The sequence below is a fragment of the Lysinibacillus sp. NPDC097231 genome (assembly GCF_044761885.1).
GTDB lineage: Bacteria > Bacillota > Bacilli > Bacillales_A > Planococcaceae > Lysinibacillus.
Genome location: NZ_JBIWDH010000065.1, coordinates 1 through 7,802 on the forward strand (window position 1 = coordinate 1; position 7,802 = coordinate 7,802).

At 35.0% G+C, this 7,802-nt stretch carries 9 protein-coding genes; 6 read left to right on the top strand and 3 right to left on the bottom strand.

Going from position 1 to position 7,802, the window contains the following annotated elements; all coding sequences use genetic code 11:
* The 5 genes from ACIQXF_RS22695 to ACIQXF_RS22715 all read left to right on the top strand — a co-directional run.
* Nucleotides 1–508, top strand: a 508-nt coding sequence (locus ACIQXF_RS22695) for a transposase (protein ID WP_402788032.1), incomplete at its 5' end; no start/stop codon positions are given.
* Nucleotides 509–767: 259 nt separating this feature from the next.
* The gene (locus ACIQXF_RS22700; protein WP_402788035.1) at nt 768–977 is read left to right on the top strand and encodes a hypothetical protein; all 210 of its coding nucleotides are present in this window, start codon (nt 768–770) and stop codon (nt 975–977) included.
* A 714-nt stretch (nt 978–1,691) separates the two neighbouring features.
* Entirely contained in the window at nt 1,692–2,783 is a 1,092-nt protein-coding gene (locus tag ACIQXF_RS22705) for a low temperature requirement protein A (RefSeq protein ID WP_402788038.1), read from the top strand.
* Between the two features lie 88 nt (nt 2,784–2,871).
* The gene (locus tag ACIQXF_RS22710; RefSeq protein WP_268639773.1) at nt 2,872–3,078 is read left to right on the top strand and encodes a (4Fe-4S)-binding protein; all 207 of its coding nucleotides are present in this window, start codon (nt 2,872–2,874) and stop codon (nt 3,076–3,078) included.
* Between the two features lie 13 nt (nt 3,079–3,091).
* Nucleotides 3,092–3,364 carry a GNAT family N-acetyltransferase gene (locus ACIQXF_RS22715; RefSeq protein ID WP_402788042.1) on the top strand — a complete coding sequence of 91 codons (273 nt, stop codon included), beginning with the start codon at nt 3,092–3,094 and terminating at the stop codon, nt 3,362–3,364.
* A gap of 549 nt (nt 3,365–3,913) precedes the next feature.
* Here the strand turns inward: ACIQXF_RS22715 and ACIQXF_RS22720 are convergent.
* A complete protein-coding gene (locus ACIQXF_RS22720) occupies nt 3,914–5,107 on the bottom strand; it encodes an MFS transporter (RefSeq protein ID WP_402788045.1) in 1,194 nt (397 codons plus the stop codon).
* A gap of 247 nt (nt 5,108–5,354) precedes the next feature.
* Here ACIQXF_RS22720 and ACIQXF_RS22725 point away from each other — a divergent pair, with 247 nt between their 5' ends.
* Nucleotides 5,355–5,933 (top strand): TetR/AcrR family transcriptional regulator, encoded by a 579-nt coding sequence (locus ACIQXF_RS22725; RefSeq protein ID WP_402788054.1) that lies wholly within the window; start codon nt 5,355–5,357, stop codon nt 5,931–5,933.
* A 231-nt stretch (nt 5,934–6,164) separates the two neighbouring features.
* On the opposite strand, the gene ACIQXF_RS22730 is transcribed toward ACIQXF_RS22725, so the two are convergent.
* Complete coding sequence (locus ACIQXF_RS22730; RefSeq protein WP_402788048.1) at nt 6,165–6,689, bottom strand: hypothetical protein; 525 nt, start codon at nt 6,687–6,689, stop codon at nt 6,165–6,167.
* Nucleotides 6,676–7,167, bottom strand: coding sequence for an RNA polymerase sigma factor (locus ACIQXF_RS22735; protein ID WP_402788051.1), 492 nt, complete (start codon nt 7,165–7,167; stop codon nt 6,676–6,678). Before ACIQXF_RS22735 ends, ACIQXF_RS22730 begins: the two co-directional genes overlap by 14 nt.
* Nucleotides 7,168–7,802 lie beyond the last annotated feature (635 nt).

A 7,802-nucleotide genomic window follows, 5' to 3' on the forward strand; every position in this document is an offset into this window, starting at 1 on the left:
AGCACGAGATTACGCAGCTCGCATTGCGGATTTACTAGAGAAGAAAGATGCGCTTGTGAAACAGATGGTGGAATTGTCGGAAGGACGAAAAGAATATCTAGTATTTCGTTCGATTCCTGGGGTTGGCGATTCAACGGCGTGCCGATTAATTGGAGAAATAGGTGACATCCGCCGTTTTCAAAATGCGAAACAACTGAACGCTTACGCAGGCATTGATATTATGCGGTACCAGTCTGGGAATACGCAATATCGAGACAGGATTAATAAACGAGGAAACAAACATCTACGTAAGATTTTATATTTTATGGTGTGCGCCATGCTTATGGCTAAAGGAAAACCGAATCATTTTGTGGACTATTACTACAAATTAAAAAAGCAACCTCAGAGGAAGCTTCATAAGGTTGCGATAATCGCCTGCATCAATAAGTTTCTGAAAGTGACATTTCAGTTACTGACGCGTGGCATTCTTTACGATTATGAGTCCGCACTACCAGCTCAGAAATCGTAATCACCTACATAAACTATATCATAATGACCTTTCGAAAAAAATAAAATTCGTCAGGTCTCTTTGGCGTATCTAAAAATGAGTGTGAAGTGGTGAGGGATATCCCTCACCACTTCACACTCATAAAAATATAAATTATTCTTTAAATAAGGTTGACTAATCGTAAGAAACTACCTATAATCACTCTTACTTAACAAAAGGGAACTTTTGGCACCAACAAATTCATTTATTTAAATTTCCATTTTATTATATCGACTATGCAATGGCTCAAATTTGTGCATTGCAGATTTGGTCAATCGCACAAAAAGATATGTATACTGCTTGGAATGTATATATGGACATATGCAAACAGGGGGGACGTTTATCTTTCCTAGACTTACTTGATCATTCAGGAATCGCCTCACCATTTAAAGAAGAAGCATTTGAAAATATGATAAATTCCATTGATACATGGTTTAGTAAGCATGATTAATTACGACATAATGCCATTAAAAAATCCCTATATAAAATAATTATAATATTTGATAAAAGTAACTTCTTAGTTAAACTAACGGAGGGCTTTAGATGAATAACGATCTTCTATAATCGGGCGCAATTCTGTAATAAGGAACAGCGCTCGTTTTCATTAAAGGACCAGATTGGACGACAGTTTTTAGTCTAATTCAATCTGGATTAGTGTTAAAGGTTTATTTGAACAGTTCTTTAAGGATATTTTCGTAATGGATACAACTTTATATATAATACTTAATTTGCTACCCTTAAATTGAATTTTTCAGTTAATTACTGAACAGCAAATTTTAAGAATATGAAAAAAAGGTATAGATATTGTGTGATTGAAACCTATTACAATGATTATATAATCAATATAGGAAGAAATATGCATATTGTAGCTTTGTAAAAAGTTTGATTATTTATAATTAAGATTGATAATTTGTTATATTAAAGTGGATATTAAAATTTTTAAAGAAATTGTGAAGAAATGTACTTAGACTAACGTGGCAGTATTGATCAATAAGTATCCTGAGTTTTATGGTGCAAAAGGAGAGGATGTTTTAAGGGGTTACAAAACTGTTTGGAATGTAAAAAACAATTCAAATGGAATAGCATTCCGATCTATTCGATGCAGTTAATGTGGTCTTCCTATTTTTTAAAAAATAATTAAAGATAGTGGAGGATTGGTACAAAAATGGAAGAAAAAAAGGTCACTTGGTTAGAACTATTTTATGATTTGCTAATTGTAGCAGCTATTGCTACTGTAACTCATATTTTGCTTCATGTTGAAAAAGGGTACATCCATTCAGACTATCTATTAAAGTTTGTACTGATTTTTATTCCCATCTGGTGGGCTTGGGTAGGACAAACAATGTTTATCAATCGCTACGGAGAAGATTTATTTCATCACCGTATATTTTTAATTTTACAAATGTTCTTTGCGCTAATCATGATTGCTAGTTTATCAGTAGATTTCGATTCGTATTATAGATCTTTTCTAATAGGTTATATTGGACTAAGGGCATTAGTTGCAATTCAATATCTTGTTGTACAACGGACAGAGGTAGGGGCTCGAAAGAAAGCTGCACTCTTTTTTGGAAAGTACTTTTGGGTTGGCATTATTATTTCATTGTGCTCCCTCTTTTTTGACTCATGGATTAGGTATCTTATATTGTATACAGGTATACTTGTGGAAATTTTAATCCCAATTATTGGACGAAAGCGATTAGTGATGGTACCTACAAATACAGCTCATTTATTTGAGCGATTTGGTCTATTTACTATCATTCTCTTCGGTGAAACTCTAGTTAGTACACTGGCTGTAATTCAACCAAAACAAGGAGATTGGAATTCCATATTATTTACTATAGTTTCATTTGTTTTAATCATATTAATGTGGTGGCAATACTTCGATAATTTAGAAAAGAAAGTTAATAAATCTATAAAAACAGCGGGTCAAATGATTATATATGGTCATCTATTCATTTTAATGTCTTTAAGCATGATTGCAGCGTCGATAAGATTATTGTTTATGCATGAGGTTAATTATTATTTTATTTTATTTTTTGTTTTTGGATCGGTATTACTCTACTTTTTATCAACTTCATTTGTTTTTCACCAATATAGATATAAGAAACAACGATTAAAAATATATCATTTAGGTTTATTTTTAGGGATTTTAGTTGGATTTTTTATTCTTAATTTAATCATTTCAGTACCTAATATTTTAATTATGGTAGAATTAATTGTATTTTTTGTTATCTATGCTAAGTTAACAACTATTTAATCAACTATGGAAGTAGTTTCTTATTTTCATAAAGAGATTAGATTTATAGTTTACTATGAATCTAAGAAAAACATGAGGAGTGATAAAAATGGGATTAAAAGAGTATAAAGGAGAAAAAATTACAGTTTATTTCGATGGAGAAATTTGTGAACACGCTGCTGAATGTGTTAAAGGATTACCTGAAGTTTTTAATGTGAAGGCTAGACCATGGATTTCTCTTGATAAAGTAGATGCTAAAAAAGTAGTTGAAGTAATTGATAGATGTCCAAGCCGTGCATTAACATATAAAATATAAGGTGGGGATAAGGTTGCTGGAAATTAAACAAGGTAGTCAGTCATTTTATATAGGTGATGAGGAAAATAGCGAAGCAGAAGTCCATTTTGTTCGGGTAGGAGAAACTCGAATTATATTAGATCATACACATGTAGCAGAACATTTAAGAGGAAAGAATGTAGGACAACAATTAGTAAAAGCTGCTGTTGAATATGCTAAAAAAGAAAAATTACAAGTCATTCCACTTTGTCCTTTTGCAAAAGCTGAGTTTGAAAAGAACTCTGAATATCAAAAGTTATTAGGGTAACTTTAAAGTAGAGAAGTAAATTATGTTACTTCTCTATTTTATTTAGAAAATTTTGGAATTCATTCGGTTACTCTCCCTTTGATAGAAACATTTCCACAATAAGATGTCAAGTAGATTAGAAGAGACTTCTAATTTCTAATTTATTAAGTTTCTGTAACTGATTGTTGAATAAGCGTCGCTGTTCTTCTTAAACTAACAGGGTACTTTACTTGAAGATCATCGGGTTGCATAGGCAGCTCTTTTTTTATTGAACTCCCAGAAAGAACTTAAACATCTTTCATTTTCTGTGGTGCAGAGCTTATTTTTGCGCTTCATGGATGGCTAACGAGGCAGTTTAGTTTAACAAGGGATTTTTATTTAGAAGTGAAATATATTACAGATTATAACCATTCCAAAACTGGTGTTTTTCCCCCCTAAATCTAATTCCAATTTAGCTTGGGCATGTTAGGACGATGTGATTAAGAATAAAGCGAATTTGGAAGATAGTAATTCCAAATTCGCTTCTTTTTGTTTAAGTAATGATAAAGGTTCTTTAAAACTATCTTAGAATTACTTCTTCTCTGTAGCGAAATAAAATATGGAAAGTATAGGAGGAATTATTCCGATCCATAATGCAGTACTCCATCCTCCAATTGCATAGGCCCATCCACCGATTGCTGACCCAATTGCACCACCAAAAAAGAAAATTGCCATGAATAGCCCATTCAGACGACTACGAACTTCGGGACTCAACGAGAAAAGCGCACGTTGGCTGAGTACAAGATTTGCGGATACTCCAGCATCCAACAATAATGATGAAACTACGAGAACAGCAATACCAATAGGTGAGCTAGTTTGGATAATAAGCGGCAATAAAAGAGAAATGACAACTGTAAGAAGTGCTATTCCTGTTGCAGGTCTAGTCAAGCCAAGATCGGCAATTCGTCCTGCAATAGGAGCGGCTACTGCACCAGCGACTCCAACAAGCGCGAATAACGCAACATCTTTCTGAGAAAAATGAAAAGCAGGGCTAGTTAACAGTTGTGGAACTGTTGTCCAAAACAAACTAAAAGATGCAAACACACCTGCATGATATACAGCTCGACGGCGTAATATCGGGGTTGTTTGTAACAAATGCCACATAGAACCAAGTAGAGCTATATAGTGTGTGTCCGTTGAAGGCTTTCTTCTAGGTAACACCTTCGAAAGTACAATAGCCAAAACCATAATAGCTATAGCAGACAAAATGAATATGGCATGCCAGCCAAGAAACTCAGCAACTAAGCTCGACAAAGGACGTGAGAGCATGATTCCAAGTAACAAACCGCTCATGACATTGCCGACAACACGGCCACGTGAAGAATCGGATGCAAGATATGATGCAAAAGGTACGAGTACTTGCGTAGCTACCGAACCTAAACCTATGACAAATAAAGCGACTAAGAACAGCAAAATTTGTTTCGTCATTGCTGTAATTGCAAGGGCGAATGCTGTGATAAGTAAAGATGAGACAATTAGCTTCCGATTTTCAAGAATATCTCCTAAAGGCACGATAAATAGTAAACCGACAACGTAACCGATTTGCGTTAACGTAACGATTAAGCCAGAACTGTTTGCTGACAACCCGATTGATGAGCTAATTACCCCAACTAAGGGCTGCGCGTAATATAAATTAGCTACAATGATACCGCATGCGGTAGCCAAAAGAATGGTTAACCACGAAGGGATATTTTTTTCGATTGTTTGTTTCTTTATATCAGTCATTTCGTACAACTCCTTGTATGTGAAATATAATGCTTTACTGTTAATAATACGTTGTGTAGTTTCCCTCCCTAAGTTAGTTAATTATTTTTATTTTAAAATACTGTACGTTTAGTATATAAAATCATTAACCATATAATATACTGAACGTGTAGTTTTGTAAATAGGCGATTTCAACTTTCTGTTTTTTTATATAATTGATATACTGAACATACAGTTTATTAATTTCGGAAGAAAGGTGGTATTTATGATGAATGGAAAAAGAGGGAGACCACGTAATTTAGAAGCACAAAAGTCAATCCTTTCCGCATCTTATGATTTATTGTTGGAAAATGGGTTTCAAGCTGTCACAGTTGATAAAATCGCAGAATGTGCCCAAGTTAGCAAAGCAACTATTTATAAATGGTGGCCAAACAAGGCTGCAGTAGTGATGGATGGTTTCCTTTATGCTGCCTCTGAAAGATTGCCTGTGCCTGATACTGGTTCGGCGTACAATGATATTCTAATACACGCCACAAATTTAACCATGTTTTTGACGAGTCGGGAGGGGACTATAATTACGCAGTTATTAGGTGAAGGACAGTTTGATTCAGGATTGGCAGATGCCTATCGTACTCGATATTTTCATCCCCGCCGACTTGAAGCAAGGAAGCTTTTAGAAAAAGGAATTCAACGCGGTGAATTGAAGAAAAGTATCGACATTGATATATGTATTGATTTAATTTACGGTCCGATCTTCTATCGATTACTGGTGACAGGCGAAACATTAGATGAATCATATGTACAACAATTAATATTAAACGCTTTTGAAGGGATTCGTTCTTCCTAGTTGTAAAAATAGGTTTAATCGAATTCAAGAAGTATTCCAAAGGATTTAAGCAAATGATGTGACTTTGCTGAAGACTATTCTATGCAAGGCTTATAAATTGCATTCAGCGGACAATTTTTTTAATTTTGTCCGCTGAATATAGTTGTGTAATTACATATATGTTCTTCGTTTCAAAAACTTACACAGATTCTTGACAATCCCATTTTTTAATTCATTATGAATAAATATCACTTATTCTACAGGAGCCATATTGTTGTAGATTATATCGGCAGTGACTTTTCCAGTACTAACATCTTGAGATGTGTAACCAGAAATGAAGTTTCCTACTTTAAATTCTTTTTGCAACAGTTCTTCCGATGGTTTCGCTGCAGTTGGTCCATTGATCCCTAGCTGGGTTTTGTTTGTTACCGTTACCCATAAATCGCCGACCTTAAAGCTTTTACCGTTTGTACTGACCTCCGTAATCGTTCCCTCGATATTCACAGCTGCTTTGGCTGTGATTTGTGGTCTGTTCGTATCTACTGATGTACTTTGCGTGTCGGTCTTCGAGTGCTGTGTCATCGTGTATGAACCTGTCAATACTGTACAAACTGTGACTATCAGGCCCAAGTTTTTTAAGGATAATTTCATGCTATTTATCATTTTATTTTCCTCCTTAATTGGTGTTGCTTGAATAAGTTTTTTATAAGTTTCTTCTTTGAATCTATCGTTCATCTTTACCTTATCTATCACCGATTTATAGCTAGGTTTCCTCATTCTCAAGCCCTCCAATCTTTTCTTTTAAAAGAAGGCGTCCACGCGCAAGCCAAGTACCCACTGTTGCGGGCTTTGCCTGCAGGATCTCTGCAATTTCTTGGATCGTATATCCCTCATAATAGTGCAGATGGATGGGAATTCGATATTTTTTATCCAGAGCTAATACTGCTTGTAATAACTCATTCTCTTCCTTAGGGAGGTAGCTTAAATCCTCAGGAATTGGGTTTCTGCTGCGGAACCAACCGGTTTTCAGCATGTTTTTGCTTTTGTTAATGGTTGTACGTATGAGCCAAGCTTTTTCATGTTCAGTGTTGTTGAATACGGGGGAATTCTGCAAATATGTTAAAAATACTTCTTGTGTAATCTCTTCAGCGTCCGCTACATTTTTTAGATATGCGAACGCCACTTTAATCAGACTCTGGGAATATAACTCCAGTGCCCGTTGCAAAGCATCATGAACTTCTAGAGAATGATGCACCCCACCACCTCCTTTCACTTTAAATACAACTGAAGACACCTTTATTTTTCATTGAGAATAGAATTTCTTTAAAATATTATTTTAGGCTGAGTTCTCAAGTTGTCTAAAGAGAACGAGCAAAATTCTCGATGCCATTGTACGATGGATGGAAGTAGAAAGTCACACAATAGAAGCAACACACGACGAAAAGTAGTTTATGGATGCAATTATAATTAAGAAATAAAGAGGACCAAAAAGCGATGAAAGTCGATGGGAGATTGAACAACAAGAAGATACTTATCTTGGAGAAAAAGTGATGATTATAAGAGGAAACCTTAATGCATTTAACTCTGAAAAACATCACTCAGTCTTATTTAGATTTTGGGTGCATAAAGCCTCAGGAATTTTAATGAAGATGGAGACTTATAGTGTAGAAGGAAATGTAGTTGATTCATTAGAAACACAGGAGTTTATATTAGATAAACCAATTCCATCAAGATTATGTAGAAACAGCACGAAAATGTACGGTTCCCACGCTCATTTCGTATTTAATTGGTGCTGAACGAACGAGTGGAAAAGTTTACGCCACGCAGCGGATGTGGGTCCAAGTAATGGTCTTGTTTCGGTGAATCATTCATCGCTTTCTAAACATTTAA

What these genes read in the sequence shown, in the direction of transcription:
- ACIQXF_RS22700 (WP_402788035.1), top strand. Translation starts at nt 768, where the DNA reads ATGGCTCAAATTTGTGCATTGCAGATTTGGTCAATCGCACAAAAAGAT.
- ACIQXF_RS22705 (WP_402788038.1), top strand. Translation starts at nt 1,692, where the DNA reads ATGGAAGAAAAAAAGGTCACTTGGTTAGAACTATTTTATGATTTGCTA.
- ACIQXF_RS22710 (WP_268639773.1), top strand. Translation starts at nt 2,872, where the DNA reads ATGGGATTAAAAGAGTATAAAGGAGAAAAAATTACAGTTTATTTCGAT.
- ACIQXF_RS22720 (WP_402788045.1), bottom strand. Translation starts at nt 5,107, where the DNA reads ATGACTGATATAAAGAAACAAACAATCGAAAAAAATATCCCTTCGTGG.
- ACIQXF_RS22725 (WP_402788054.1), top strand. Translation starts at nt 5,355, where the DNA reads ATGAATGGAAAAAGAGGGAGACCACGTAATTTAGAAGCACAAAAGTCA.
- ACIQXF_RS22730 (WP_402788048.1), bottom strand. Translation starts at nt 6,689, where the DNA reads ATGAGGAAACCTAGCTATAAATCGGTGATAGATAAGGTAAAGATGAAC.